21 protein-coding genes are annotated in these 25,728 nt (G+C 60.7%); 16 read left to right on the top strand and 5 right to left on the bottom strand.

What is annotated here, in order from left to right; all coding sequences use genetic code 11:
• Positions 1–62: 62 nt before the first annotated feature.
• The 6 genes from CSV91_RS04425 (at position 63) to CSV91_RS04400 (ending at position 6,713) form a co-directional block, all read left to right on the top strand.
• Positions 63–425 carry a desulfoferrodoxin family protein gene (locus CSV91_RS04425; protein ID WP_099431957.1) on the top strand — a complete coding sequence of 121 codons (363 nt, stop codon included), beginning with the start codon at positions 63–65 and terminating at the stop codon, positions 423–425.
• 117 nt (positions 426–542) lie between these two features.
• Complete coding sequence (locus tag CSV91_RS04420; protein WP_099431956.1) at positions 543–2,528, top strand: NAD(+) synthetase; 1,986 nt, start codon at positions 543–545, stop codon at positions 2,526–2,528.
• Positions 2,529–2,692: 164 nt separating this feature from the next.
• Entirely contained in the window at positions 2,693–3,214 is a 522-nt protein-coding gene (gene ruvC / locus CSV91_RS04415; RefSeq protein WP_035137351.1) for a crossover junction endodeoxyribonuclease RuvC, read from the top strand.
• Positions 3,214–3,834 carry a Holliday junction branch migration protein RuvA gene (gene ruvA / locus CSV91_RS04410; RefSeq protein ID WP_099431955.1) on the top strand — a complete coding sequence of 207 codons (621 nt, stop codon included), beginning with the start codon at positions 3,214–3,216 and terminating at the stop codon, positions 3,832–3,834. The genes ruvC and ruvA overlap by 1 nt, the downstream gene beginning before the upstream one ends.
• The gene (gene ruvB / locus CSV91_RS04405) at positions 3,834–4,901 is read left to right on the top strand and encodes a Holliday junction branch migration DNA helicase RuvB (protein WP_022095140.1); all 1,068 of its coding nucleotides are present in this window, start codon (positions 3,834–3,836) and stop codon (positions 4,899–4,901) included. The genes ruvA and ruvB overlap by 1 nt, the downstream gene beginning before the upstream one ends.
• A gap of 144 nt (positions 4,902–5,045) precedes the next feature.
• Positions 5,046–6,713 carry a formate--tetrahydrofolate ligase gene (locus CSV91_RS04400; RefSeq protein WP_099431954.1) on the top strand — a complete coding sequence of 556 codons (1,668 nt, stop codon included), beginning with the start codon at positions 5,046–5,048 and terminating at the stop codon, positions 6,711–6,713.
• A 66-nt stretch (positions 6,714–6,779) separates the two neighbouring features.
• On the opposite strand, the gene CSV91_RS04395 is transcribed toward CSV91_RS04400, so the two are convergent.
• Positions 6,780–7,016 (bottom strand): hypothetical protein, encoded by a 237-nt coding sequence (locus tag CSV91_RS04395; protein WP_035137347.1) that lies wholly within the window; start codon positions 7,014–7,016, stop codon positions 6,780–6,782.
• A gap of 137 nt (positions 7,017–7,153) precedes the next feature.
• Here CSV91_RS04395 and CSV91_RS04390 point away from each other — a divergent pair, with 137 nt between their 5' ends.
• Positions 7,154–8,155, top strand: coding sequence for a hypothetical protein (locus CSV91_RS04390; RefSeq protein ID WP_099431953.1), 1,002 nt, complete (start codon positions 7,154–7,156; stop codon positions 8,153–8,155).
• Between the two features lie 18 nt (positions 8,156–8,173).
• On the opposite strand, the gene CSV91_RS04385 is transcribed toward CSV91_RS04390, so the two are convergent.
• The gene (locus tag CSV91_RS04385) at positions 8,174–9,355 is read right to left on the bottom strand and encodes a cation diffusion facilitator family transporter (protein WP_099431952.1); all 1,182 of its coding nucleotides are present in this window, start codon (positions 9,353–9,355) and stop codon (positions 8,174–8,176) included.
• Positions 9,356–9,572: 217 nt separating this feature from the next.
• On the opposite strand from CSV91_RS04385, the gene CSV91_RS04380 reads away from it, so the two are divergent.
• The 3 genes from CSV91_RS04380 (at position 9,573) to CSV91_RS04370 (ending at position 11,324) form a co-directional block, all read left to right on the top strand.
• On the top strand, positions 9,573–10,439 hold the full coding sequence (locus CSV91_RS04380; RefSeq protein WP_099431951.1) for a TFIIB-type zinc ribbon-containing protein: 867 nt from the start codon (positions 9,573–9,575) through the stop codon (positions 10,437–10,439).
• Positions 10,440–10,910: a hypothetical protein gene (locus CSV91_RS04375; RefSeq protein ID WP_099431950.1), complete on the top strand. Its 471-nt coding sequence runs from the start codon at positions 10,440–10,442 to the stop codon at positions 10,908–10,910. It abuts the gene before it with no gap.
• Positions 10,911–11,138: 228 nt separating this feature from the next.
• Complete coding sequence (locus CSV91_RS04370; protein WP_099431949.1) at positions 11,139–11,324, top strand: hypothetical protein; 186 nt, start codon at positions 11,139–11,141, stop codon at positions 11,322–11,324.
• A 179-nt stretch (positions 11,325–11,503) separates the two neighbouring features.
• On the opposite strand, the gene CSV91_RS04365 is transcribed toward CSV91_RS04370, so the two are convergent.
• The 3 genes from CSV91_RS04365 to CSV91_RS04355 all read right to left on the bottom strand — a co-directional run bounded on the left by CSV91_RS04365 (position 11,504) and on the right by CSV91_RS04355 (position 15,719).
• A complete protein-coding gene (locus CSV91_RS04365; protein WP_099431948.1) occupies positions 11,504–13,978 on the bottom strand; it encodes a phosphatidylinositol-specific phospholipase C in 2,475 nt (824 codons plus the stop codon).
• A 305-nt stretch (positions 13,979–14,283) separates the two neighbouring features.
• On the bottom strand, positions 14,284–14,877 hold the full coding sequence (locus tag CSV91_RS04360) for a hypothetical protein (RefSeq protein ID WP_099431947.1): 594 nt from the start codon (positions 14,875–14,877) through the stop codon (positions 14,284–14,286).
• A gap of 242 nt (positions 14,878–15,119) precedes the next feature.
• Entirely contained in the window at positions 15,120–15,719 is a 600-nt protein-coding gene (locus CSV91_RS04355; RefSeq protein ID WP_147579380.1) for a hypothetical protein, read from the bottom strand.
• A gap of 377 nt (positions 15,720–16,096) precedes the next feature.
• On the opposite strand from CSV91_RS04355, the gene CSV91_RS04350 reads away from it, so the two are divergent.
• The 6 genes from CSV91_RS04350 (at position 16,097) to CSV91_RS04325 (ending at position 25,723) form a co-directional block, all read left to right on the top strand.
• On the top strand, positions 16,097–16,729 hold the full coding sequence (locus tag CSV91_RS04350) for a cyclodeaminase/cyclohydrolase family protein (RefSeq protein ID WP_157757990.1): 633 nt from the start codon (positions 16,097–16,099) through the stop codon (positions 16,727–16,729).
• Between the two features lie 2 nt (positions 16,730–16,731).
• A complete protein-coding gene (locus CSV91_RS04345) occupies positions 16,732–17,586 on the top strand; it encodes a bifunctional 5,10-methylenetetrahydrofolate dehydrogenase/5,10-methenyltetrahydrofolate cyclohydrolase (RefSeq protein ID WP_099431944.1) in 855 nt (284 codons plus the stop codon).
• A gap of 99 nt (positions 17,587–17,685) precedes the next feature.
• Entirely contained in the window at positions 17,686–19,209 is a 1,524-nt protein-coding gene (locus CSV91_RS04340) for a C69 family dipeptidase (protein ID WP_099431943.1), read from the top strand.
• Between the two features lie 99 nt (positions 19,210–19,308).
• Positions 19,309–19,725 (top strand): hypothetical protein, encoded by a 417-nt coding sequence (locus tag CSV91_RS04335; RefSeq protein ID WP_099431942.1) that lies wholly within the window; start codon positions 19,309–19,311, stop codon positions 19,723–19,725.
• Positions 19,726–19,733: 8 nt separating this feature from the next.
• Positions 19,734–21,497, top strand: coding sequence for an ABC1 kinase family protein (locus tag CSV91_RS04330; RefSeq protein WP_099431941.1), 1,764 nt, complete (start codon positions 19,734–19,736; stop codon positions 21,495–21,497).
• 431 nt (positions 21,498–21,928) lie between these two features.
• Positions 21,929–25,723, top strand: coding sequence for a DUF4430 domain-containing protein (locus CSV91_RS04325; protein WP_172622450.1), 3,795 nt, complete (start codon positions 21,929–21,931; stop codon positions 25,721–25,723).
• The last annotated feature ends 5 nt before the right edge of the window (positions 25,724–25,728 follow it).

Here is a 25,728-nt window from a genome sequence, read left to right as displayed (position 1 = left end):
TTTGTCTGCCTTTGGGCATAAGAACCATCAAGAACATTGGCACATCAGCAAAGGAGAACATCATGGCGAAATTCTTTAAGGACCCCAATGGCAAGCTCATTGCCGCCCTTGGCAACGACGTTGCAACCCCTGCCGGCTGCACGGAGCTGACCGCGAACACCGAGGATGCGGCGCACGAGAAGCACGTGCCGGTCGTCGAGAGCGAGCGTGACGGTCACGTGATCCGCGCACGCGTGGGCTCGGTCGAGCACCCCAGCCTGCCCGAGCACTATATTGAGTGGATCGCCCTTGAGGCCGAGGGCCGCTTAGAGGTCCATTACCTTGAGCCCGGCATGAAGCCCGCGACGTTTTTTGCCGGCGGTTCCAAGACCGGTACCGTCTATGCCTACTGCAACCTGCACGGGCTGTGGTCCGCGACATTCTAGGAGCGCGCCCCCGCTCGGGGTATCATAGCTAGCATATGCACATGCAAGCGCCGACTGCATTATGCGGCCGGCGCTTTTACTACGATTTCGATGGTTTACGACGGAAAGGGCTGAGCCATGAAGCTCGCGCTTGCACAGATCGATATGCGCCTGGGTGATATTGAGGGCATTTGCGGCCGCATCGAGGACCAGGCTCGTCTGGCCCACGAGCGCGGGGCGCGCGTGCTGTGCGTTCCGGCTCCGCTCTTTATGGGTGCCATACCCGGGGGCCTGGTGGGCTCTGCCGACTTTGAGCACGACATGCTTGCCGGCTTGACTGGTGTCGCCGAGCGTATCCAGGAGCTTGACATGATCTGCATCGTGCCCGCGGCGGTTTCGTTTGAGGGCCAGCCGCTGCTCGACTATATGATGCTCAAGGACGGTCATGTGGTGCCGGCGCGTTCGAGCATTGCCCTGCAGCGTGGCGAGAACAACGACTCGCGTTGGGCGCCGCCGGTGTTCGACGTGGACGGCGTGCGCATCGCCGTGATTTTTGACTTGGACCGCGAACTCGAGATGTTGCCGACCGGTGTTGACCTCATTGCGTATTTCCAATTCAACGCGTTTGACATGACCGACCGCGAGACTGCCGCGATCGCCGCCGTTCGCAGCGGCGCCTACCGCAAGATTGCATCCAAGCGCAGCGTGTGGTTTGCCTGCATGGCGCCGATCGGTGCCTATGACGAGTCGGTGTATACCGGCGGTTCGTTTGTGCTCGACGACTGTGGTCGCGTGGTGGCCCAGGCGCCGTGTTTTGAGGAGAGCCTGCTGGTTCAGGAGATCCAGCGCGGCGTGATGCTCGATGCCCTGGAAGATCACGAACTGCCCGAGTTCCGTTCCGAGGAGTGGCTGTGGCAGGCGCTGGTGCTCGCCGTGCGCGACAACGCCCGGGCCCACGGTGCGTCGCGTGCTGTGGTGGCACTCGAGGGCGACTTGCCGTCGTCCCTGCTGGCGGCGCTGGCCGTCGACGCTCTGGGCCCGCGTAATGTGATTGGCCTGGTGCTGGGGCGTAACCGTATCTTTACGCCGGCGCAGGAAGAGGCCGAGGCTGCCCGCTGTGCCGCCGTCCGCACCATCGCTGAGCGTCTGCACATTCGCACCGTCGAGCGCGATGCGCCGGATGCGGCGCGTGTGCTCGATCGCGACGTGTCGGCGGGCGATGCCGAGCGTCTGCGCTCGCGTACGCTGGGCCTCATGCTGGAGGACACGGCGCTCGAGTTGGGTGCGATGGCGCTGAGCCCGCTGTCCAAAACCGAGTACGCGCTGGCGGCGCCGGCGCTTTGCGGCGGCTACCAGGGCGATTATGCGCCCTTTGGCGATGTGTACCTGTCGACGCTTGAGTTTGTGGCGCGCGTGCGCAACCGCACGTCTGCCGTGGTGCCCCAAGAGCTCGTGACGCTCAACGCGGTGGAAGATTGTATGGAGCGAGTGCTGGCGCAGGCGCTCTCGACGCTCGACGGCCCGGTCGATATGCTCGACCGCGCGGCGCAGCTGCTCGGCGGGCTTGAGCCGGGTGAGGTCGATGGCGCGCTCGAGGCGCACGTGGATCGCAATCGATCTTTCGACGATATCCCGATGGCCGCTGGCAAGCCTGAGGCCTGCTCGCTGCTGCTGATGCTCGTTCGACAGGGCGAGGCTGCCCGCCGTATGTTGCCGACGGCGCCGATCGTTTCGTCCCGTTCGTTTGCCGAGCGCTCCTGGCCGTACATGCTCGCGTGGTCCGACCTGGGGCTTAACGGCAAGGAGCGTATGACGGTCGATTCGCTGGCGTGCGCCGAGGTGCGTCGCTTTGCCGACGACGATACGAGTGACCGTATGCGCGGTGAGATGATGGGCATTTTGGGTGAGCTGCTGGGTATTTCGCCCGAGCAGATGGAGGAGCTGCGCTCCGAGGACGGCCAGCGCCGCCTGCACGAGGGCATGAAGAAGTTTGAGGGCGAGGTCCAGGACGCCATCGATAAGATGATGGGCGGCCAGGGTGGCCCGCAGGGTGGACCCCAGGGCACGCCGATGCCGCATCCGCCGGTGGATCCGAGGCAGTTCCCGTTCTTTAGCCAGAACTAGGGCAGACGGAAACATTGCGGGAGAGATTCGCTTACACACATTGCTTCTGCCGAATCTATCTTGCTTTAAGCACTTTGGCCCCGTTGTGTTATTCTAGAACAGACGTTCGTGAATGATGCGCGGGGCCTTGTCTTGCGCTGCGCTTGTGGCGAGGGGAGGTTGGCTTGGTTATCTTGGGCATTGACCCCGGTTTGGCCCATACGGGTTGGGGGATTATCGAGGAGCGGCGCGGTGAGGTTCGCTGCCGTGCCTACGGTTGTATCGAGACCAGCGCGGGAAGTCCGCTCGCGGTGCGCCTGTCGCATATCGCCCGCGACCTCAAGGGCGTTGTCGAACGCTATCGACCCGATACCGCTGCCATCGAGAGCATTTACTTTGGCGCCAACGTTCGCTCGGCCATCCCTACGGCGCATGCCCGCGGCGCTGCGCTTGTGGCGCTTTCGGAGTGCGCGCTCGAGATTGGCGAGTACACGCCTATGCAGATCAAACAGGCTGTGGTGGGCACCGGCGCCGCGGACAAGCGGCAGGTCGCCTACATGGTACGCACGCTCACGCAGCTCGACCACGACCCGCATCCCGACCATGCCGCCGATGCCCTGGCCTGCGCCATCTGCCACGTAAACCTCAGCCGTACCCGCGCCCTCACCGGTGGCGAGTTCTATCAACAGAGAGGAACCGGATACTGATGATTTCCCAGCTCCACGGAACGCTTGTCGAGTCCACGATGAGCTCTGCTGTCGTCGATGTGTCGGGCGTTGGCTTTGAGCTCGGCATCTCGGGCAGCACTGCGGCCACGTTGCCGACGCCCGGCGGCGAGGTCCGCCTCTACACGCGTATGCAGGTGCGCGAGGACGCCATGACACTTTTCGGTTTTTCCTCAAAGGATGAGCGCACGATGTTCGACCGGCTCGTGTCCGTTTCGGGCGTTGGCCCGCGCCTGGCGCTCGCCGTGCTTTCCACCTATACCGTGGGGCAGCTGTATTCGCTGGTGATGGCCGAGGACGACAAGGGCATGGCCAAGGTGCCCGGTGTGGGCAAAAAGACAGCTCAGCGTCTGATCCTAGAGCTCAAGAGCACCTTTGCCAAGGACAAGGGCTTTGTCCCGGTCGACGTGATTCCCGGCCAGGTTGCGATGCCCGTGCCCGCTGCTGCTCCCTCGGCCATCGATGATGCCCGCGCGGCACTCCTTTCCATGGGCTTTAGCCCGCAGGAGACCGATGTTGCCCTGAGCGGGTATGATGGGCAGAATATGCGTGTCGAGGATCTGCTCGGCGCGGCGCTTAAGCGACTCGGAATGGATGCGTGATGTGGGAAGCCGATGACTCTCAGGACCTGTGGGCGACGCCCGGCAACTCGCCGGCGGCATCCATGGCGCACGGCGAGCGCATGGTGGGCTCGGAGCTGACGGCCGAGGACCTCGATGTCGATCGCACTTTGCGCCCCCAGCGCCTGGACGATTACTGCGGCCAGGAGCATATCAAGCAGAGCCTGCGCGTGTTGATCGAAGCGGCGCAGAGCCGTGGCGAGACGCTCGACCACGTGATCTTCTCGGGCCCTCCGGGTCTGGGCAAGACCACGCTGGCTACGGTTATCGCCAACGAGCTGGGCGCTCAGATCAAGACAACGAGTGGTCCGGCCATCGCGCGCACCGGCGACCTGGCGGCCATCCTTACTAACTTGCAGCCGGGTGATGTACTGTTTATCGACGAGATCCACCGCCTTAACCGTTCGGTCGAGGAGGTCCTGTACCCCGCGATGGAGGACTTTGCCCTCGATATCGTGATTGGCAAGGGTCCGGCGGCGCGCTCGATTCGCCTGGATATCCCCAAGTTTACGCTGGTAGCGGCAACGACCCGCTCGGGCATGTTGACCGGCCCGTTGCGCGACCGCTTTGGCATTTCATATCGCCTGGATTACTACACGGTCGAGGAGCTCGCCCAGATTGTGACGCGTTCGGCAACCATCCTGGGCGTGACGATCGACCACCCCAGTGCACTCGAGATCGGCTCGCGTTCGCGCGGCACGCCACGTCTTGCCAACCGCCTGCTCAAGCGCGTGCGCGACTATGCGCAGGTGCGCGGCAACGGTCCCATTGAGCTCGATATCTGCCGTCAGGCACTCGAGTTCTTTGAGATCGACGAGCTCGGCCTGGACTGGATGGATATTCGCATTTTGGAGACGCTCGCCAAGACGTTCTCCGGTCGTGCCGTGGGACTTACGACCCTTGCCAGCGCGGTGGGCGAGGACCCGGGCACGCTCGAGGATGTCTATGAGCCCTATTTGCTGCAGTGCGGGTTGATGATTCGTACGCCGCAGGGCCGTCAGGCAACCCTTCGCACCTTTGAGCACCTGGGGATTGAACCTACCGTTTAGGGCGCTTTATTTTGGCGGGCTGTTGGGCTATCGCTGGGCATCGGGTAAACATATCGCCGTTCATCGGTTGCGGGTGCTTTACTATTGCGCGCCCGTGCTATGCTGAATTGGTCTTTTTCTCATCCGGTAACGAAAGGACCGTCCATGCCTACTGACATCGAAATCGCACGTTCCGTCACACCGCTGCCCATTACCGAGGTGGCCAAGAACGCTGGTGTCGACGTAAAGCACCTGATTCCGTACGGCTTCGACAAGGCTAAGGTCGACTACTCTCTGCTCAATGAGCCAACTGATCACCAGGCCAAGCTCGTCCTCGTGACCGCCATCAACCCCACGCCCGCCGGCGAGGGCAAGACCACCACGACCATCGGTCTGGCCGATGGCCTGCGCCGTCGCGGTGTCAAGAGCGCCGTGGCCCTTCGCGAGCCTTCGCTCGGTCCCGTCTTTGGCGTCAAGGGCGGTGCCGCTGGCGGCGGCTGGGCGCAGGTCATCCCCATGGAGGACATCAACCTGCACTTTACCGGCGACTTCCATGCTATCGGTGCCGCCAACAACCTGCTGGCCGCCATGCTCGACAACCATATTCAGCAGGGCAACCAGCTCGGTATCGATGTTAAGCGCATCACCTGGAAGCGCGTTGTCGATATGAACGACCGTCAGCTGCGCCATGTCATCGACGGTATTGGCGGCAAGGCCCAGGGCGTGCCGCGTGAGGACGGCTTCGATATCACCGTTGCCTCCGAGGTCATGGCGATCTTGTGCCTGTCCACGAGCATCAACGATCTTAAGGAGCGCTTGGGCGAGATCGTTGTCGGCTACAGCTATGCCGGCGAGCCCGTCCGCGCACGCGACCTTAAGGCCCAGGGAGCTATGGCCGCACTGCTCAAGGATGCGCTCAAGCCCAATCTGGTGCAGACGCTCGAGGGTACGCCCGCGTTTGTCCACGGCGGTCCCTTCGCCAACATCGCCCACGGCTGCAACTCCATCATGGCCACGCGTATGGCTATGCGTTTTGGCGATGTCGCCATTACCGAGGCCGGCTTCGGTGCCGATCTGGGTGCCGAGAAGTTCCTCGACATTAAGTGCCGCATGACGGGCGTTCGCCCCAGCGCTGTTGTGGTCGTCGCCACTGCCCGCGCGCTTAAGTACAACGGCGGTGTTGCCAAGGCCGACCTCAATGAGGAGAACCTCGAGGCACTCAAGGCTGGCATGCCCAACCTGCTGCGTCACGTCGACAACATCCAGAACGTTTATGGTCTGCCCTGCGTGGTCGCCATCAACCGTTTCCCGACGGACACAGAGGCTGAGCTTGCTCTCATCGAGTCCGAGTGCCAGAAGCTCGGCGTCAACGTTAAGCTTTCCGAGGTCTGGGCCAAGGGTGGCGAGGGCGCGCTCGAGCTGGCCGATGAGGTCATGCGTCTGATTGAGCAGCCGAGCGAGCTCAAGTTTGCCTATGAGGACGGCGCCGATGTTGCTGACGCCCTCGAGGCCGTTGCCACCAAGGTCTACCGCGCCGACGGCGTTGACTTTACGCCGGCTGCCAAGCGTCAGCTTGCCGAGCTGCGCGAGAACGGCTTTGGCAACCTGCCGGTGTGCATCGCCAAGACACAGTACAGCTTTAGCGACAACGCCAAGGCCCTGGGCGCTCCCGAGAACTTCCGCATCACGGTGCGCGAGCTCAAGGTTTCCGCCGGTGCCCACTTTGTGGTCGCGCTGACCGGTAGCGTTCTGACCATGCCGGGCCTGCCCAAAGTTCCCGCGGCCGAGAACATCGACGTCGATAACGACGGCAACATCACCGGTCTGTTCTAAGCCTGTTGCCCATAGCTGCTTGCCCGCCCCGTCGCGCCTACCAAGGCCCGGCGGGGCTTTTGTTTTCTAGCCGCGCTGGAGGCCGAAGAGTTTGGCGTTGCGCTCGGCGACCATCATGTTGATATCGGCGATTTCCATCTCGCCGTCAATGTAGGGCTGGTAGGTGCCATATGGATCGCCGGCTCCCAAGCTGCAGCTTCCGCAGTTATCGCAGCTGCCGTTGCCGCAGCCGGCGAGTGCCAGCTTGATGATTTCCTCGCGCTCGGCACGCGTCGTGTCTTTGATGAGCTTGCTTTTTGCCATGACGTTCCTCGATTCGCTTGTTGCCACCTGTCGCGCATGTCTTGTAGATACCGACGGGCTCTGCCCATCATAGGCTTTTGCGCGGGTAGAATGCATGGATAACTTGATGCTTAAGGGCGACGGAAAGGAATCGTTGCATGGACCAGGATAAGACGACCGTAATGGGCGGCTACGGTTCCGCGCAGGCTGGCGATAGCGCCGATGTGACCCGCGTTGTTCCCAACCCCGGTTATACCGACCCCGCCGCGACGCAGCCTTCTGCCGAGCCCACCCGGGTTATGGGCTATGGCGACACGGCGCAGGATTCTTACGCTGCATCTTCGCAAGGCCCCTATGGCAACGCAGCTTCGAACGCAGCTTCGGACCCGTTTGATTACGCGCCGCAGGATTCTTATGCCGCCTCGACGCCGAATCCCTATGATGACCTGCCGCAGAATCCCATTCCGCAGCCTCAGCAGACGACGTATATGCCTCGCACGGCGCAGCCTCGCTACGAGTCGCGCGAGCCGTATCGCGAGTACCCCAAGTCGATTCCGCAATATGGCGAGGACGAGGAGAAGAAGCCGTCGCGTTCGTCGAGCGTGATCAAGAAGATCCTCATCGTGCTGGCGATCTTCTTTGCGCTGTCGGTTGTGTTTGCCATCGTGTCGGGCATGCTCAACAAGCGAGGGAGTTCAACGGCCGATACCACTGCCGAGCAAACCGAGTCCGCCTCGTCTAGCACCGTCGATCTGAGCGATATCCCGGGGCAGTACTGGTCCAACGCCAAGAAGCTTCTCAAGTCGCGCGGCGCCGATCTTTCGAATGCCTTGGTCCTGACTGATGATGGCTCAACGCCCGTCGTCGATGCCAACTGGGTCGTTACTTCTGCCTACTATAACGACAACGGCAACCTCGAAATTCAACTCACGCACAAGAACAGCTCGGGCAACTCGTCCGGCGGCCAAAGCGGTACCGACAGCTCGAGCTCCAACACGCTGGAGGACCTGAGCAACAAGGCGCAGGAGCTTGGGGATAAGGCCCAAGAGCTGGGTGACACGGCTCAGAATCTCGGCGATACCGCACAGAACCTGGGCGATATGGCAACGAACGCCTGGGATGCCCTGCAAAACGGCATTTCGGGCGCGCAGGGAAACTAGCGGCCGAGCGGAGCGGGGCTACAGCTGCTCGGCCGGACGCTCGGGCGAGCTAAAGCCCGAATCAAACGTGACGACGCACGAGGCATCGGGCCTGCGCTCGTGCACGATGCGCGTGACGAGCTCCAGCAGCTCCTCGTCGGATATGTCAAAGCCGTCGGGACGCACCAGGTCAAACGAAACGAGCCCGTCGTGCTCGTGCAGGTCGTGGATGGAGAGCGTGGGATCGATCCGCATGACGCCGCGCTTGACCCAGCCGCGCAGGTCGTCGCCGGTGGTGGCGATGGGGTCGCAGTGCAGCGTGATGCCAATGCCCATCTGGCGCTTGATGTCGTGCTCGATGGTGTCCAGGATCTCGTGGTGCTCAAACGCGTCGCCCTCGCCGGGCATCTCCACGTGGGCGCTGGCAAACTGACGACCGGGGCCGTAGTCGTGCACCATCAGGTCGTGTGTGCCCAAGACCTGCGGATAGGACATGATCTTGTCGCGGATTGCCTGGACGAGCTTGGGGTCGGGCGCTTGCCCCAGCAACGGGCTGATGGCGTCGCGCACTAGACCCATACCGCTGATGCAGATGAAGATGCCCACACCCAGGCCTGCCCAGCCATCGAGGTCGAAGCCGGTCGTCTGCGAAATAAGCGCCGCCACCAAGACCGAGCTCGAGGTGATGACGTCGTTTTTGGAGTCCTGCGCCGTGGCGATGAGCGTCTCGGAATCGATGCGGTTACCCAGTGCGCGGTTGAACGCGGCCATCCAGAATTTGACGAGCATGGACAGAACAAGGGCAGCCATGGAGAGCGCCGAATACACGGTGGGCGAGGGCTTGATGATCTTGGTGACCGACTCGAGGATCAGGTTGATGCCGACGGCGCAAACCAGGACGGCGACGAACAGGCCGGCTAGGTACTCATAGCGGCCGTGGCCATAGGGGTGGCCCTCGTCTGCCGGGCGGCTGGCAAGGCGGAACCCGAGCAGGCTCACGATGTTGCTCGAGGCGTCGGAAAGGTTGTTGAAGGCATCGGCGATAAGCGAGACAGAGCCAGCGAGCAGGCCCGCGATGCCCTTGGCCAGGCACAGGGTGATGTTGAGGCCGATGCAGATGAGGCTTGCGGCAAAACCCGCGTTGGTGCGGCGGGAGGTATCGACCGGCTCGCTTTCGCTGCCGGGAACAAGCATATGCACCAGCCGATTTACAAATAGCATAGCGGTCGTCCTCACAATCATGATTAAGGGGATAGTGTAGCTCGCGCGGGGGCGCTGTGCGCCGATGCTCAGAAAATGCAGCAATGGTCTGCCGGTGCTAACGAGCGAGCCTTCTCGTCTGCCTGAGTGGTCCATTTTGGGCCACATGGGTATGGGCATGTGCCTGTTTGCTCGACATACTTAATGTCGACAGCCCGTGCTTAAGGAGGATGTTTCCATGGACGAGATGTTTGCCATTAAATGTCAAAACTGCGGCGGCCCTATGTACTCGCACCAGGCTAAGCGCAGCTTTGAGTGCGCCTATTGCGGCGCGGTCGTTCCGTGGCAGGCCGATACAGGGGAGCCCAAGAGCGCTTTGGGCATTCGCCATGCGCCGTTGACGGTGGTGGATGGACTGCTCAAGCTCACGCATGTGTCGCAACTCGAGCGCCCGGAGGATCCGGACTGGTATTTCTTCAATTCGCACTGGCGCAATCAGTCGGTCCTGGAACATCTGCTGTGGGAGGATCGCGGCACGGCGCAGGAGTTCCAAGAAGCCACGCATGTGAGCATTCCTTGCCCCTTCTGCGGAGCGTCCTTTGAGGGCGAGTCGACCCAGCGCGTGTTTGAGTGCCCGTCCTGCGGCAATAAGATCGGCGTCGCCGACCTGCTCAAGCCCGGTACCTTCAGCAAGCGCCTGACCATGGGCGTTGGTGCGGAGTATGTACCTGAGCAGGGTGTTTCCTGCGAAATCTCGCCGCAGCAGGCGCGTGCCAACGCGCTGCAGCTGGTGCGCCAGTACCCCGACGCCTTTGCCGGGCACGACGTGGAAGATGCGATCCAAAACGACATGATGCTCTTCTACTTCCCCATGGCGCTCGCGGATTTGCGCATGATGGCGAGCTTCCCGGGCAAGGGCCTGAGCAAGGAGACCCTGGTGTACTACGAGGTGCTCGACTGGGCGTATCCGAGGGCAAACTATCTGGATGTTCGCCTTATGGGCATTCTGGAGCCGTGGGACTTTGCCAAGGTTGGGCCGTTTGATCCGGCCATGCAGGAGGGTGACTTCCGCGTTGTCTCCGTCGATGCGTCCACCAAGGACTAGGTGGTCATTGATAAGCTGGCGTTCGACGTTGCCGGCAACGATGCCGAGGCGGTGCTGGGGCTCAATAAAAAGAGCATCCGCACCTGGGCGCGCAAGGCCCGCAAGCACAAGGACGGTCTGGTTATGGTGCCGGTCTACTTTGTCGATCGTCCGGCGTCGGATAGCCGCGATGGCGAGCAAGTGCGCATCGCCGTGAACGGCCAGACGGGCCGCGCGGCCGCGGTGGTGTTTAGCGACAAGCGCGAAACGCATATTGTGGCGCCGCTCAACCCGAGCCTGCATCTGTCCGGCGAAAGTACCGTGCATGCCACGCCCATCGAGGTCAAATACGTTAAATCGCCGTTCCTATACCAGATCGTGCGCCGTGGAGGCGGCGAGCAACCGCGCCAGGTGGCAGCCGCCGTCGAGGGTTCCTACCGAGAGGAGAAGCCCAAACGCAAGGGATTGTTCGCTGCGATATTTGGGAAGTAGGGAAGCGCAGCCGGTTGGCGCTGTGATGCGATAGTTAGAGGAACGGGGCAGTCCGCACTCCTGCGGACTGCCCCGTTTTTGTGTTGCGGGGAAGTGCCGGGCATTTCATTAAAAGTCCTCGCGCGGACTCGAATTCCAATGTCGCCTAGCGCCTTCGTGCAGGATTCCCGAAGTGCCTAAAATGTGGCAATAGAGACAGTTTTCACGAACCCCACGGGAGTGACGCGTATGGACAACAACACGCTGCTGTTCCAGGACAAAGGGTCGGGCAGGTTTAAAGACGTCAAGATCTACCCTAACCGCATCGAGGTGCTCAAGAAGGGCACTTTCGGCGGCAAGCACACCGAGATTGTCTACCTTAAGGACATCACGGGGGTCAACAGGATCAAGGGCCGCGACGTTTTTCCTACGTAACAGGCTGTTGACTGCTTGTGTCTTTAGCCTGAGCAGCCGTGCGAAGGCCCAGGAGTTTGTTAACGCGCTGAACATGGTGATATAGCCTATGGCGGCGTTTGGGCCAAGGTAAAAATCGGGGGCACAGAACGGTGTCCTGCGCCCCCGATTGGGTCGATGTGTCTAAAAGGCCGGCTTGCCTATTCGCTACCGTCCCCAGCGTTTTCGCGGTCACTGGCAAGCACTGCTGCGCCGGCGACCGTCGTCGCCACGGCGGCAGCGGCGAGCCCGGCGGCAATGCCGGAGCCGTCGCCCGTGTCGGCGAGTTTTCCGCCCGAGCCCTTGCCCTTGTTGTCCTTGCCGTTCTTGTCGGTGCTGCTCGCGTTGGTGCCGTTGCCGGTGCCGGTGCCGCCTGCACTGCCCGAGGCCGCTACGGTAAAGCTTGCGGCTCCGTCGGTGGCAAGCGTGTAGTTTTGCGCCGCGTCGCCCAACAGGCCTTTCGCACGCACCCAATACGTCCCCGCGGCAAATGCCTCGCCCTCGGCCATTGCCGTGCCCGGAGCGCCGTCCGCGTCGTGCACAAACTCGAGCTGGGCCGTGCAGGCATCGGTTTCGAGTTTGCCCTCGAGTGATGCCGCAATCTTGGCGCGCACGTCTTCGCCGGCCTTAAGGCCTTCGAGTCCCTCAAAATGGGGCGTCAGCGCGCGTGGATCGATATCGATGGGCACGGAGCCCCGCAGCTCCGTAACGGTCTCGTTGCCCAAGGCGTCGACATCCACATATTCGATGGCAAACGCATGGCCCGAAGCCGCCACGTTGAGTACGTTGCTGCTGTCGACAAGGCGGAAATGACCCTCGCCAACGGTCTTGCCGTCCTGGAGTGAGGCGTCGCTCAGCGAGTTGCCATATGTCATGTGCATGCGGGCTGGGAGGTAGCACGAAGCTGTCTGCTTGTGCTGCGTATCGTAATTGCGCTGGTAGATGCTCCGGGCCAGCGCCGCATCAACAAAGTCGGATGCGATGATGCCAATGTGCTTGAGGTAATCTGACTTTGTTTTCTCGTTGCCGCTGGGGTTGATGTACGGGCTCTTATACAGATGCTCATTGACTACTCGTGCCGAGGTAAAAGGATTGCCTCCATGCGACAAGCCCGTGCAGCTGGTGTAGTTGATAGACCAGCAACGCTCCTGGACTTGCACCGTGGCCCCGGCATCGTCCACGACGTCCACCTTGTTGCGCGTGCGCCCGGTCGTTTCCTTCAGCGCATTATCGACCCAACTGAGCTTGTCGGTTCCCGTGAGTTTGTACTTGTCCTGGGCATATACCTTGGTGCAATAGGGCTCTTCATTGCCCGTTTCCCCTATGGCTTCAAATCCCCGTGCGTCTTGGACGAGACACATCGACTGCCCGGAATGCGCCTTGATTTTGTCATCCCATTGGGTGAGGTCGAGGCCCCACGTGTGGCCGCTTACGCTGTTGCCGGCGAGCCCAAATCGACGCAGCAGGACAATCTTTCCGCGCACCTCGCCCAGCGTGGGGACGTGGCCCGATGTGTAGAACAGGTTGGGGTTATCGGCCATAACCTTGGCGAAGGCCGTCGTTATGCTTTCGTCGGTAGCCTCATCGTTGCCGCGCGATGCGAGCATGATAAGCGCTTCTGACGGGTTTTCGTTCAAAAACTTTTTGAAGTACCTGATGACATCGGAAAGATGCAAAAAGTGCCCGTCTTTTTTAAGCAGATAGAAAATTCCGTGGTCGATGCCGGGGTCATCGCCCTTTCCGAGCCGGATATCAAAATAGCGGATTCCCTCGAGCAACTGCGTGGGAATGTAATCCTGCTGGCATTTTACTTGCGAGGATTGGGGCTCAGTGTCGTTGTCCACGCTGCAGGTGCCCGAATCGTGCGTACCCGGGATGCTCAGTTCGTCGAGGTACTTGTCGTCGTCGACGTGGCTCATCCAACATGGCCCATCGACGTAGCTGCTATACGTGACCCAGTCGATGCTGCTAACCGTGGCATCGTTCTTTTTCATGTCATAACCGATAAGTTCGAGCTCCCACGGAATGCTCTCACTCTTATGGCAGATCTTATTGTTGTCCTGGTCTTTGCCGTTCGATTCTATTGCCAGGTACTTAATGTCTTTTTTCTCGGTTTCTTTCTCGACCGTGCGGTCTCGGATGATATAGGTTCCGTTTGATTGACGCTCGAACGCAAAAGCGCGGCTGGGCTTGTTGTCATACTCGCCACTCCATACGTGGATGACCTTTCCGTCTTTGTCCGAGTCGCCATCGACCGACCAAATGCTGTAGCCCGTCTTTTTATGCTCTTCGAAATTGAGCAAGGTGCGGATAGCATACCAGTTTGTATCGTCATTCTTGGTCGTTACGTTCTCAAGGATGAGCTTGCTGGACGTGCCGTCATTAAACAGGTGGCAGACGTTGCCGATGACGTTGCCGTCTTCGTTGACGCTCGCGGTGCGAAAATAGCCCGCGGGGCGAAGGCGAATGACGAAATTGTCGAGGCTGTCCGACGGTGCGGGTGTGTTGTCTGCAAATGCCGCTCGCAGGGGAATGCCCGGCGCTGCGGTTTCGGGCAGGCTTGCAAGTGGTGACAACGCCGCAAGCCCTAGGCCCAGCGTAAACGCTCGGCGGCTGATGGCATGGTGTTCGGTCATAACTTCTCCATTCGCAGAGTGCGGTTATGCGATAGTTTTGGTCACTATACTGCCCAGATGTTTAAAGATGCTGGTTTAATTGTCTGCGCGGCGCAATAAATCGGTGGGCGGACGTGTTGGGGTGTTTGTCGTTTTCGTACTGTTGCCACATTTGGGGCGGTTCCGGCGTCCGGCATCCTCGCGTTCGTCGACTACAGACATAAGAAAGGGAGGGTCGGTTTACCGGCCCTCCCTGGGTACGAAGCGCTGGGGTACCGTCGCTTGTTTGCACTGCGACCGTGTTTCCCGTTGCGCTCGCCAGTCGCTTAGCGCTTGATCTTGATATCGTCGAGCTTGACGTCCATGGCCTCGGTCTTGGCCTCGGCGATGTCGTCGGCAAATTCCAGGGACTTCATCATGGTCTCGACGGCGTCCTTGTGCTCCTCGACGTTGTCGATACGCACATACACACTGCCGCCGTCAACGTCGGTGAAGTATTCGGTCGTTACGCCGCCCGAGTGTGTATAGGAAGCGTTGCGCCAAGTCTTGCCGTTGTACTTGACGGGGTCATTCTCGGTCCACTCAAAGCTGGCATTCCACTTTGCCTCGTAGTCGAACAGCTCGTCGGCGTTCTTGTCAGGATCGAAGACGGGGATGAAGCGATCGCTGGCGTGCTCGCTCTCGGTGAACTTAAACTGGGCCCTGTCGGCAGTGTCGCCTGCGACGTCGGTGATCTCGACGCCCTCGGGGACCTCGACCTTAAACCAAATGAAGTCGGTCCTCATATCCACGGCTGGCTTTTCTGCGCCGCCGCCACCGCCACTGCCGGTAGCGCCGCCGCTTCCGCCGCAACCCACCAGGGCAACCGCGGCAAAAAGACTCATGCAGAGGGTGAGAATCGCAAAGGCCTTCTTTTTCATGGTCGTGTCCTCCTCGATCTGTAACCGCCCATGGATTACCTGTCTTTACTGTACGCGTGAGCAGCTCATTCGGGTGGGCCATGTGTCCCATTCTGGGGGCAGGATTTGCGCCGTTAAGTGGCAATATGCTCGGACGCAAAAGAGGGGAGGGCCGATGCTGTCGGCCCTCCCCGGGGTTGGGTGCCCGTTGTTTTAATGGGGCGCGTGTATGCGGGTTCGCATAGGCACGTGCAGGTGTCCCGTTACTTGATCTCGATGCTCGAAATCTCGACTTCGCGTGCCTCGTCAACTGCTTTCTTCATGTCGTCGGGGAACTCGATGGAGTTGAGGAGCGTCTCGGCTTCTTTCTTGTGAAGGTCGACGTTCCTAATCATGATATAGACGCTTCCCGTGTCGACGTCGGTAAAGAGGTAGGTATAAGTGCCGCCGTTGTCCTTGCACGTTCCGGTGAGCCATGTTCTGCCGTTGTACTCGACGGGGGCGCCATCCTCCCACTGGAACGTTCCAGTGTGCCTTTCGGCCTGCTCTGCAAAGGACTCTTCGGCAGTCATCTTCTCTTGCCAAACGGGGATGAAACGGTCGACTGTGGTGTTCTCGTTCTCGGGGAAGGTAAGCTGGGCCCTGTCGGCATTCTTGCCGGCGGAGTCGCTTACGCCGACGCCCTCGGGCATCTCCACCTTAAACCAGATGAAGTCGGTCTTCTTGGCGACGGGGGCCTTTTCCTTGCTCTCGCTCTTGGGGGCGCTGCCGCCGCCCGATGCGCTCCCGCCGCAGCCGACAAGGGCAAACGCGGCAAAGAGGGCGATGCAAAGGGAAAGGATCGATAGGGTCTTTTTCTTCATGGTGGCGTCCTCCTTGTCTGCCAGGGACATCGTGCGCCGCGGATCGCTGGGGCAGCGGTTGCGCGTGCACATGATGACTTTGTTTACTGTACGGTTATCCCTCCATTCGTCGTCCGGTGCCGTGGCGAGCGTTGCCCCAACATAGGGCTCCTTACCTATATGTATGCCCCAGTTGCCGCTGCCCGGGAGTCTCGAAACGTGGGCCATGTGTCCCATGTTTGTGTCGCTGCCGCCTATCGTGTGCCATAGAAATCCGCGATGGCCAGGTGCGCTGACGCCCATGTGCTTATGGGCTAGACTTAGCACCATTATGTGATCGATGCGGTCGGTCGGCGGTTGCCGCTCGACCGATGTATATGACTTGAAGGTGCATGCGTATGAGCCAAGAGATGATGGACAAGACCTGCCGCGGGTTTGCCGAGGCGCTGGCCGCGCGCGAGCCGGTTCCCGGTGGTGGCAGCGCGAGCGCCTTTGTGGGCGCGCTGGGCGCCTCGCTGTGCGGGATGGTCGCGCGCTACGGCGCGACCAACCCCGCGCTTGCCGATCGCGCGGATGACCTGACGCGCGCGTTTGCCCAGGCTGATGAGCTGGCCCAGGAGCTTGTCGAGTTGGTTGCCGAGGACGTTCGTGCATATGGGCAGGTGTCCGCGGCGTACGGTATTCCGCGTGGCGATCCGGCTCGAGCGACCGCGATTCAGGATGCGCTGCATGTGGCCGCTATGCCGCCATATCGCATTATGGATGCCTGCGGGCGTGCACTGGCGCTGCTCGAGGACATGGCCGACAAGGGTTCGCGTCAGCTGCTGTCCGATGTGGCGTGCGGCGCCGTGTTCTGCCGTTCCGCTATGCAGGGCGCGAGCTTGACGCTCTTTGCGAACACCACGTCTATGAAGGATCGCGCTCGTGCTGAGGAGCTCGAGACGGCGTGTGATGAGTTGCTCGACACGTGGTTGCCGCGCGCCGATGCGCTGGCGCGCCGCGCCGCCGACGCTGCAAGGAAGAGAGGATAGCCATGGCTGAACTGCTGAAGGGTGCTCCCGTTGCTCGCGCTTTGACTGAGGAACTTGCTGCTCGCTGCGCAGTCCTGCGCGAGCGGGGCGTTGTTCCGACGTTGGCTATCGTGCGTGTGGGTGAACGCGAGGACGACCTATCCTACGAGCGCGGTGCGCTCAAGCGCTGCGAGAAGGTTGGCATTGAAGCTCGCCGCGTTTTGCTTCCCGCCGATGTTTCGCAGGACGAGCTGTTGGCGGCCATCGAGGACATCAATACCGATTCGTCTGTTCATGGCTGCCTGATGTTCCGCCCGCTGCCCGCCGGCCTTGACGAGGACGCGGTTGCCGCGGCACTCGATCCTGCCAAGGACGTTGACTCCATGACGCCGGTTTCGCTGCTCACCACGCTTTCGGGGCGCGGCGAGGGTTTTGCCCCCTGCACAGCCGAAGCCGTGTTGGCGCTGCTGGATCATTACGGCGTTGAGCTGGATGGAGCTAAGGTTGCTGTGGTCGGGCGCTCGCTGGTGATCGGGCGTCCTGTTGCCGCCATGCTTACGGCGCGCAATGCGACCGTGACGACGTGCCATACGCATACGCGCGACCTTGCTGCCGAGTGCCGTGCTGCCGACATTGTGGTTGCCGCCGTTGGACGCGCGCGTACGATTGGCGTGGATGCGGTTCGCGAGGGCCAGACGATCATCGATGTTGGCATTAATTGGGACGAGGCCGCTGGCAAGCTGGTCGGGGACGTCGATTATGATGCCGCGGAGCCGGTTGTTAACGCCATCACGCCCGTGCCGGGCGGCGTGGGCGCTGTGACGACGGCGATCCTCGCCAAACACGTGATCGAGGCGGCCGAGCGCGCATCAAAATAGGTTTTTGACCACAAGAGCTGCCGAGGCCGTGGTTTCGCCCTTTCTGCGCCGAAGCGATACACTGTTATCGTTTGATTTCTTCGCCCAAGGAGGATGCGCATGCCGTGCACAACGATTTTGGTTGGTAAGAACGCGAGCTACGACGGGTCGACGTTGGTTGCCCGCAACGAGGACTCGTCCAACGGGGTGTTTGAGCCCAAGCGCATGCGCGTGGTGCATCCCGACGAGCAGCCGCGCGTCTACACGAGCATCCTGAGTCACCTGACCGTTGAACTGCCCGATAACCCCATGCGCTACACGAGCGTCCCCGATGTTGTTCCGGGCCACGGCATCTGGGCCGAGGCCGGTTTCAACGAGCTCAATGTGGGCATGTCCGCAACCGAGACGCTCACCACCAACGAGCGCGTTCGCGGCGCCGACCCGCTCGTCGACTACGTGCCCGCCAAGGGCAACGAGGGCGAGGACGGCTATGTTCCGGCGCAGCCCGGCGGTCTGGGCGAGGAGGACATGGTGACCCTGGTGCTGCCATATGCCAAATCCGCCCGCGACGGCGTACGCATCCTGGGTGACCTGCTCGAGCGCTATGGCACCTACGAGAACAACGGCATCGCCTTTAGCGACGTGGACGAGATCTGGTGGCTCGAGACCATCGGCGGCCACCACTGGATCGCCAAGCGCGTGCCCGATGACGCCTATGTGACCATGCCCAACCAGCTGGGTATCGACAGCTTTGACCTGGATGACGCCGAGGGCGCCCAAGCCGACCACATGTGCTCCGCCGACCTGCGCGCCTGGATGGCCGAGTGGCATCTGGACCTGACGCTGGGCGTTGAGGGCGACGGCCCGGCTGCGGTCTTCAACCCGCGCGAGGCCTTTGGCTCGCACAGCGACAGCGACCATGTCTACAACACGCCGCGCGCGTGGTACATGCAGCGCTGCCTCAACCCCAGCGATGTGTGGGACGGCCTCGACGCCGACTACACGCCCGAGAGCGACGATATTCCCTGGAGCCGCGTGCCCGAGCGCAAGGTGACCATCGAGGACATCAAGTACGTGCTTTCGAGCCACTACCAGGGCACGGAGTACGACTGCTACGGCAGCAAGGGTACGCCCGCCACACGCGGCGCCTATCGTCCCATCGGGATCAACCGCAACAGCCAACTCGCCGTACTGCAGCTGCGTCCCTATGCGCAGCCGGCCTACCGCGCCGTGCAGTGGATGGCCTTTGGCTCCAACTCGTTTAACGCGCTGGTTCCGCTGTACGCCAACGTCGAGACCATGCCCGAGTACTATGCCGACACGCAGGCTCGCGTAACGTCCGAAAACTTCTACTGGGCCAACCGCCTGATCGGCGCCCTGGCCGACGTCCGTTTCCATGAGTGCGGTCGCGCGGTCGAGGATTATCAGGAGAAGGTCGGTGGCATGGGCCACAAGCAGATCCATGACGTCGATGCTGCCGTAGCCGCTCTGCCCGAGGCCGAGGTACCTGCCGAGCTTGCACGCGCCAATGAGGCCTTTGCCGAGCGTGTTCGCGTGGAGACCGATGCTCTACTGGGCAAGGTGCTCTACACCACGAGCTGCGCCATGAAGAACTCCTTCGCAATGAACGATAACGTGAGGTAGGGATTCCCTATCGGTTGAATAGCGCTAAAACGCTTTGTCGCTTTCGCTCAATCTTGGGTACAAGAACGCCAATGCAGTTGTTTGTGATTGGAGACAACCATGGTTATGAAACTCGATCAGCTTGTTAACGGCGCCATCAACGTGGGCTTCGGCGCCGCCGCTGTTGCCGTCGAGGGTAGCAAGAAGGTCCTCGACGACCTCAATACCAAGGGTGAGCAGGTGCGCAAGGACGCAGGCGCCCCCGATATCGCCCGCAGCGTGTCCGACATGTTCGAGCAAGCCGGTGGCACCATCTCCGACCTGACCGAGCGTCTGGGCACGCAGGGCGAGACCGCGGCTCAGCGCGTGCTCGACGAGCTCATTCTGGCTCGCGTCCGCGTCATGACCGCCCCCGAGCGCACGGCCTTCCTGGCCCATGTGCGCGACATCGTCGATTCGGTCGAGGACAACGTGACCTCGGTGCCCGTCGAGTCCGTTGAGCCCGACGATGCGAAGGATACCGAAGAGGCCGAGTAGCAGCGCAGATGGCAGATTCCACCACCGATTACAACAATCTAGATCCCTTGGGTGACGAGGCGGCGGTTGTCGATGAGGTCGATGCCGCCGTCTCGGGCGCTCGCAAGAAGCCGCGCGCTGTCGATATGGTGCCAGAGGAGCCCGACGCGATGGCGCCGGACGAGGAATACCAGCTCACGCCGGCGGGTCGTCGCGAACGCATCGGGCAGATTGTTCGCCTGGTCAAAAAGTACCGCGTGTGGGATAACCTCACGCCGGTTCGTTTGCGCCGCCTGCTCGAGGAACTCGGCCCCATGTTCGTCAAGATGGGGCAGATTCTGGCCAACCGGTCCGAGATTCTGCCGCAACGCTTTTGCGACGAGCTGCGTCGTCTGCGGTCCGACGTGGAGCCGGTGCCGTACGAGGTCGTACTCAGTTGTCTGGAAGAAGAATACGGCCTGCGCCTGGGGGAGATGTTCGATGCGATCGACCCCAATCCGCTTGGTAGCGCATCGCTCGCGCAGGTGCACCGCGCTCGTCTGGTGACGGGCGAGGACGTGGCCGTCAAGGTGCAGCGCCCCGGTGCGCAGCAGGTTATGGCACAGGACATCGATATCATCCGCTCGGTGGTGCGTATCGTTTCCAAGTTCGTCAACACTGATCAATTCGTTGACCTGCACGGCGTAGTCGAGGAGTTGTGGACCTCGTTTCGCGAGGAGACCAACTTTTTGGCCGAGGCCAAAAACCTCAACGACTTCTACGAGTTCCATAAGAGCGTTCATGGCGTGACGTGCCCTAAATCCTATCTGGACCTGTGCACCGAGCACGTGGTGGTTATGGACTACGTCGACGGCATTTCGATCGCCGATCCTGAACGCTTGGTGGCCGAGGGCTATGACTTGGAAAAGATCGGTGCCGCAATCGTCGAGGACTATTCGACGCAGGTGCTCGATGACGGCTTTTTCCATGCCGACCCGCATGCGGGAAACATTATTCTCAAGGACGGCATCGTTTACTTTATCGACTTGGGCATGGTCGGACGCATGTCGAGTCACGATCGCGGTATCGTTAAGGACATGATTTTCGCCGTGGCCGAGGGCGACGTGCCCAAGCTCAAGGATTCGCTCATGCGCTTCGCCGTGACGCGTGGCGATTCGGCCGAGCTCGATCATTCGGCCTTTTTGTCCGATCTTGACTTTATCGTGGCTGACTTTGCGGGCCTTGACCTGAAGGATCTGGATATCGGCGAGTTTTTGACCTCGCTGTTAAACCTCGCGCGTAAGAATGACGTTGAGCTGCCGAGCGTGGTGACGATGTTCGCGCGCGGCATGGTGACGCTTGAGGGTTTGCTGACTGAGTATATGCCCAACGTCAACATGATCCAGATCATCCAGACGCACATCAAAAACGAGAAAAGCACCTATGCGCGCGTGCGCGACATGGGACACGATCTTGCCGCGAGCAGCTATCGCGCGGCAAAAGGCTCGCTCGAGGCAGCCGAGTATCTGGGCTTGGCTTCGCGTATGCTCACGCGCGGCCAGCTTAAGGTGAACACGCAGATCATGAGCAGCGATAAGGCGCTGCGACAGCTGGGCGGAATTATCGACCGCATGTCGATGGCAATTGTGATCGCCGGTCTGTTTATCGGTTCGTCGGTGGTGTACTACGCGCGCATCGAGCCGGTTGTGTTTGGTATCCCGGTCATTGGCTTTATGGGCTACGTGAGCGCGCTGGTGCTGGCGCTTATGCTGGGCCGCAATATCTGGCTCAACAGCCACGGCGGCAAGCACTAGAGGCTGCGACCGTCACCGCATTTTCCTATCGCAAACAATAGCTTTTACCTTGGGCTTCGCCTGCGTGCGAGGCCCTTTTGCGTGCTACCATATCGACGGTAACAATCGATGGCCTAGATGGTGGTGTGGAGACGCACGAATGCGCGGTTTTCCTGCGCGTTTGGGAGAATCGGGGTGCAAGTCCCCGGCTGTACCAGTAACCGTAATTCCTCTTGGCTCGGGATGTTCGCGTCGCAGATCGGACGACGTGCCCGAGTCGTTAAGGTTAAGTCGGATCGCCTCCCATCTTGTATGCGGCTGCGGCGTATGCCGCCGGTGTGCATAGGGCTCTGGAGGGAAGGGGGACCCCGATGGGGGAACTCGAGCGCAACATGCGCGATGACGTGGGGCAGCCTCAAGGCAACGCTCCAAGTACAGACAATGGGGGACAAATGGATATGTTTGAGGACGAGCGCGAGCGCGCCTCGTTGCATCGCCGTGGCGCGATTGCACGCGGTGTAGCCAAGCGCGGCCTGGTGGCATTCCTGGCCTTCGCGATGGCCTTTGGCACCACGCCGGCTCAGCTGTGGGCCGAGGGCGCCGAGGGCATTGCCGAGGCTGTGGCTCAGGCTACGACGCCGAGTGAGGACGCAGCGCTTGCGGGCGGTGCCGCCGAGCAGAGCGGCGCCGAGGTTTCAGATTCTGGGAGCGCGCCCGCAGCTAGTGCCGCCACAACAGGGGCGGCAGCTGGCGACGAAGGCTCGGCGACGGGGGAGAACCCTGCCGCGAGTGAGCAGTCTTCGACGGTAGTCGCTGACCAAGCAGGATCTGCCGCCGCGGCTGTCGTCCAGACGGAGAGCCCGACAGAAACCGGCGATGTCGCCAAGAAGCAAGTCGAGGTCTCGTTCTCGATTATCGGCACCGATGCCGACGGCAAGGCTCAGACCTGGGTGGCACCTACGCAGCTCAAGCTCGACGAGGGCGCGACGGCTGCGGATGCCTTTATTAAGCTGCAGGAGAAGACGGGCTTCAAGGCGGACTACGATCCGAACACGGCATACGGGTTCTACCTCAAAAGCATCACATCCCCGAGCGATGGCCGCACGCTTGCCTACGATCCGACGACTTATGCCTTCTGGCAGCTGTTCGTCGATGGCGCGTCTTCCTCGGTTGGCGCGAGCAGCGTCAAGCTCACCCAGGGGCAGAAGATTGAGTTTGCCTATACGGCTGGTAGCGCGTCCCCTGTCGTTAAGGACCAGGTTGCCGCTAATGTGACCGTCATTGGTCGCGATGCCCAGGGCAAGACTCAGACTTGGGTCGATAACGCGCAGTATGTGGTGACGTCCGGCTCGAGCGCACTTGACCTTACGAAGGTCGCGCTCGAGGCGAATGACATCGACGCCGTTGCTGCGGGCTCCTTCATTCTGAGCCTTAAGTACAACGGCGTTGAGCTGGGTACGCCGCTCGATTATTCGACCTATTGGCAGCTGTTCATCAACGGCAAGTCGAGCGACTACACGGCAGACAATGTCACCATTCATGCTGGCGATACCGTTACGTGGTTCTACGGTGGCTGGGGCGACCAGTTGCCCTCTGATTCCGTCCATGCTTCCGTTCAGGTCCTCGGTAAGGACAAGGACGGCAAGCAGCAGGTTTGGGCCTCGACGGGCCAGACGAGTCTCAAGGCTGGTTCCACTGCTAAGGATTTGCTGGAGCAGACTGGTCTTACCCTCGATGCTAAAGAAGAGTCTTGGGGTTGGTACCTCAGCGGCATTACCTCGCCGCTTGACGGTAAGACCTATGAGTATGATCCTGCGACCAAAAGTTATTGGCAGTTCTATGTAAATGGCAAGTTCGCCCAGGTCGGGGCCGGCAACTACGAACTCCAAGAGGGCGACGCCGTCACCTTTATGTATGGTGCTGACGCCGATGCCCTCCCCGGTCAGGTTCTTGGGTCCGTCGATGTTATCGGTCCCGATGTCAACGGCAACAATACTCGCTGGGGCTCGGCAAGCAATGTTTCCCTGCCCGAAGGCTCTACGGCCCAGGACCTTATTGAGACGGTTCTGAAGGCGAAGGGCGTTAAGTACAACGCCTCCCAGAGCGGTGCATATTGGTTCCTGAATTCCATTACTTCGCCGTTCGATCACAAGCCGTATGTCTGGGATGCTGCGACCAATAAAAATTGGCACCTGTATATCAATGGAGAGCCCTCCTTACTCTGTGCCAATCAGATTACGCTCAAGAGCGGCGATAAGGTTACGCTTGCCTATACCACCGACGATTCGGCCACGCCCGATCCCGACAAGATTGTCGTGGACCCGAGTGCGACGACTCCTGATTGGGATGCCGAGTGGGCCGGCTACGGCAACAGTGGCAACGGTTCGACCGTAACGGATGCCAAGACGCCTGCGCAGGCCGCCGGTCTTAAGTGGGCCTTCGATTGGAAGGCAGAGTCTGGCCAGCAGTATGCCAACTGCAGCGAGCCTGTCATTGCTAACGGTTTTGTGTACATCGCGACCGAGAACGAGCTCATTAAGATCGATTCGTCCACGGGCAAAAAGGTTGCCTCTGCGCCGCTTGCCTCCAAGGTGAGCTATACCTCTCGTCCGATCTATACCAATGGCCTTATCATTGTTCCGCTCAACGGCGGTGCGGTCCAGGCGATTACTGCGGACAAGCTGATCTGCAAGTGGCTGACGCCTGGTTTGACGGACTTGACGCAGAGCTCCTGCACCGTGGTTTCGGACGGCGAGTACGTCTATGTTGGTACGGTCGATATTTCGTATGACGAGAACTACAACGCGACCTACGGCAACGGCTCCCTGAAGCGTATCAAGATTGCCACGGGCGAAGTCTCTTGGCAGAACATTGACCCTTCCGAGGGCTATTATTGGACTGGCGCTGCGCTGACGGATAAGTACACCATTGTTCCTACGAGCGCGGGCACGCTTAAGTGCATTGATAAGACGACGGGCAATGTCGTTTCGACCATAAAGCTCGGCGCTGTCGCAAATGCCGATTGCATTGCCGATCCGTCCAATGGTTCGACCTTCTATCAGATGACGCACGACGGAAAGCTCCATGTGATTTCGCTTTCGGCGAAAGGCGTGCTGAATGAACAGAAGACGGTTGATCTGGGCCTTACGAATAATCTGAGCGCCCCTGCGGTGTCTGGTGACAATCTGATTGTCGGCGGACAGACGGCTACTGGCTCTGCTCTGGTTCTCTATAACCTGAAGACGGGTAAGACCACGATGGTCGCTGCTGCCGACGGCAAGGCGCTGCCGGCTGGTCTCAACGGTATTGCTGCTACTCCGCTGGTGAGTGTTCAGGGCGGCAAGACCTATGTGTACTTCACCGTTAACAGCGCGGATAGCAAGGATTACGTCAACTACTCTGCTGGTGGTGGTGTGTATCGCTATACGCTCGGCGATGCAGAGGCGACGCACATTTATGATGCGGCTGGCCATTACCAATACTGTGACTCTCCGGTCATTGCCGATGCTTCTGGCAACCTCTACTACATCAATGATTCGGGCACGCTGTTCAAGCTCGGGGCTGTTGAGTCTTGGACGGTTGCCTTTAATTCCAACGGTGGGTCTGCTTGCGACACTAAGTTTGTGGCTACGGCCGACGGCAAGCTGGTCAAGCCGGCCGATCCGACGCGCGATGGCTACACTTTCGGCGGTTGGTTCACCGATGAGGCTTGCACGCAGGCGTATGACTTCAGTACACCGGTGACGGCCGATCTGACGCTGTATGCCAAGTGGACCAAGAATGCCGTTAACCCTGACGGCAATGGCGGTTCTGGCACTAATGGTGGCAACGGTGGCGCTGGCAACGGTTCCGGCGCTGGCGCCGGCACTGGCACGGGTTCCGGCTCCGGCTCTATGGGCCAGCAGGCCGGCGGCGCTATCGCCCCGGGTCAGAAGCCGGTGACCAAGACGACGGTGTCGACCAAGACCGAGACCAAGGACAACAAGTCCGACAAGAAGGACACCGATAAGTCCGATAAGAAGGACGAGAAGAAGTCTGACAAGAAGTCTGACAAGAAGGACAACAAGTCCGACAAGAAGTCCGATTCCAAGTCCGATACGGGTGCTGCTTCCACGACCACTGCTAAGAAGTCCTCTAGTGCTTCCGAGCAGGAGACTGGCACCAACCCGCTCGCCATTGTTGGCGTTGCCGCCGGCGTCATCGGTCTCGCCATCGTCGGCGTGTTCGTGTTCACCAAACGTCGGTAGGTGAG

It is taken from the genome of Collinsella aerofaciens (assembly GCF_002736145.1).
GTDB lineage: Bacteria > Actinomycetota > Coriobacteriia > Coriobacteriales > Coriobacteriaceae > Collinsella > Collinsella aerofaciens_A.
Note: the sequence above shows the minus strand (reverse complement) of the source record. Positions and strands in the feature narration are given on the sequence as shown.

Bases quoted from the DNA above. Each gene is read 5' to 3' on its own strand.
- CSV91_RS04425 (WP_099431957.1), top strand. From the start codon at position 63: ATGGCGAAATTCTTTAAGGACCCCAATGGCAAGCTCATTGCCGCCCTT.
- CSV91_RS04420 (WP_099431956.1), top strand. From the start codon at position 543: ATGAAGCTCGCGCTTGCACAGATCGATATGCGCCTGGGTGATATTGAG.
- ruvA (WP_099431955.1), top strand. From the start codon at position 3,214: ATGATTTCCCAGCTCCACGGAACGCTTGTCGAGTCCACGATGAGCTCT.
- ruvB (WP_022095140.1), top strand. From the start codon at position 3,834: ATGTGGGAAGCCGATGACTCTCAGGACCTGTGGGCGACGCCCGGCAAC.
- CSV91_RS04400 (WP_099431954.1), top strand. From the start codon at position 5,046: ATGCCTACTGACATCGAAATCGCACGTTCCGTCACACCGCTGCCCATT.
- CSV91_RS04395 (WP_035137347.1), bottom strand. From the start codon at position 7,016: ATGGCAAAAAGCAAGCTCATCAAAGACACGACGCGTGCCGAGCGCGAG.
- CSV91_RS04390 (WP_099431953.1), top strand. From the start codon at position 7,154: ATGGACCAGGATAAGACGACCGTAATGGGCGGCTACGGTTCCGCGCAG.
- CSV91_RS04385 (WP_099431952.1), bottom strand. From the start codon at position 9,355: ATGCTATTTGTAAATCGGCTGGTGCATATGCTTGTTCCCGGCAGCGAA.
- CSV91_RS04380 (WP_099431951.1), top strand. From the start codon at position 9,573: ATGGACGAGATGTTTGCCATTAAATGTCAAAACTGCGGCGGCCCTATG.
- CSV91_RS04370 (WP_099431949.1), top strand. From the start codon at position 11,139: ATGGACAACAACACGCTGCTGTTCCAGGACAAAGGGTCGGGCAGGTTT.
- CSV91_RS04365 (WP_099431948.1), bottom strand. From the start codon at position 13,978: ATGACCGAACACCATGCCATCAGCCGCCGAGCGTTTACGCTGGGCCTA.
- CSV91_RS04360 (WP_099431947.1), bottom strand. From the start codon at position 14,877: ATGAAAAAGAAGGCCTTTGCGATTCTCACCCTCTGCATGAGTCTTTTT.
- CSV91_RS04355 (WP_147579380.1), bottom strand. From the start codon at position 15,719: ATGAAGAAAAAGACCCTATCGATCCTTTCCCTTTGCATCGCCCTCTTT.
- CSV91_RS04350 (WP_157757990.1), top strand. From the start codon at position 16,097: ATGAGCCAAGAGATGATGGACAAGACCTGCCGCGGGTTTGCCGAGGCG.
- CSV91_RS04345 (WP_099431944.1), top strand. From the start codon at position 16,732: ATGGCTGAACTGCTGAAGGGTGCTCCCGTTGCTCGCGCTTTGACTGAG.
- CSV91_RS04340 (WP_099431943.1), top strand. From the start codon at position 17,686: ATGCCGTGCACAACGATTTTGGTTGGTAAGAACGCGAGCTACGACGGG.
- CSV91_RS04335 (WP_099431942.1), top strand. From the start codon at position 19,309: ATGGTTATGAAACTCGATCAGCTTGTTAACGGCGCCATCAACGTGGGC.
- CSV91_RS04330 (WP_099431941.1), top strand. From the start codon at position 19,734: ATGGCAGATTCCACCACCGATTACAACAATCTAGATCCCTTGGGTGAC.
- CSV91_RS04325 (WP_172622450.1), top strand. From the start codon at position 21,929: ATGGATATGTTTGAGGACGAGCGCGAGCGCGCCTCGTTGCATCGCCGT.